The sequence below is a fragment of the Pseudoalteromonas sp. MER144-MNA-CIBAN-0113 genome (assembly GCF_040308965.1).
Lineage (GTDB): Bacteria > Pseudomonadota > Gammaproteobacteria > Enterobacterales > Alteromonadaceae > Pseudoalteromonas > Pseudoalteromonas tetraodonis.
Genome location: NZ_JBEOOG010000495.1, coordinates 1 through 250, shown reverse-complemented (window position 1 = coordinate 250; position 250 = coordinate 1). Strand labels below are relative to the sequence as shown.

Genomic DNA, 250 nt, shown 5'->3' with positions numbered 1-250 from the left:
ATTTTAAGTTTAGGCATATTTGTTAATTATTGGAGTTATCGTAACTTTAAAGCCATTAAAGAGCGCGATAACTCAAGTATTATGCCTATTGCTCGAGGTATATTTGCGTTTTTATGGTATTACCCTTTGTATCTCGCACTTGCAGAGCACAGCCAACAACAGTTAAACAAAAATAGAGTAATGCCTAACTGGACTGCCTTAACACTCTGGCTAATGATACTCGCCAGCGTCTTTGCTTATCGTATGGACG

Annotated in this window: 1 protein-coding gene; it reads left to right on the top strand. The window is 38.0% G+C overall.

The window, feature by feature from the left end; all coding sequences use genetic code 11:
* Positions 1-250: hypothetical protein (locus tag AAEY57_RS20660; protein ID WP_350608742.1), on the top strand; the 250-nt coding region annotated here is incomplete at both ends.